At 35.3% G+C, this 266-nt stretch carries 1 protein-coding gene; it reads left to right on the top strand.

Translation table 11 applies throughout. From position 1 onward, the window contains the following. The coding region (locus AAEY62_RS22820; RefSeq protein ID WP_350636702.1) for a tyrosine-type recombinase/integrase at positions 1–186 on the top strand (186 nt) is incomplete at its 5' end. Positions 187–266: the final 80 nt, after the last annotated feature.

Below are 266 nucleotides of genomic sequence, written 5' to 3'. Positions count from 1 at the left end.
GTGAAATACAACGCCCCACCTCCGCATTCATTGCGCCGCAGCTATGCAACAAACCTTTACAATAATGGGGCTAATATCAAAAATATTTCGTTGTTGCTAGGTCATAGTCAAATCTCTACTACAGAATTATATCTGCATGTTGGTGAAGATGATCTATACAATGACGTAATGGATAATTTGCTCTAAATAATTATAAAAAACAGTCATTATGAAAAGTCTTTCGTTATTTCATTAATAATAGGCAAGTTAAGTTGTGGCCGTAGGTC

Origin of the sequence: Pseudoalteromonas sp. GW168-MNA-CIBAN-0100 (assembly GCF_040309225.1) — a bacterium.
In the GTDB taxonomy this organism is placed as follows: Bacteria; Pseudomonadota; Gammaproteobacteria; order Enterobacterales; family Alteromonadaceae; genus Pseudoalteromonas; species Pseudoalteromonas arctica.
Note: the sequence above shows the minus strand (reverse complement) of the source record. Positions and strands in the feature narration are given on the sequence as shown.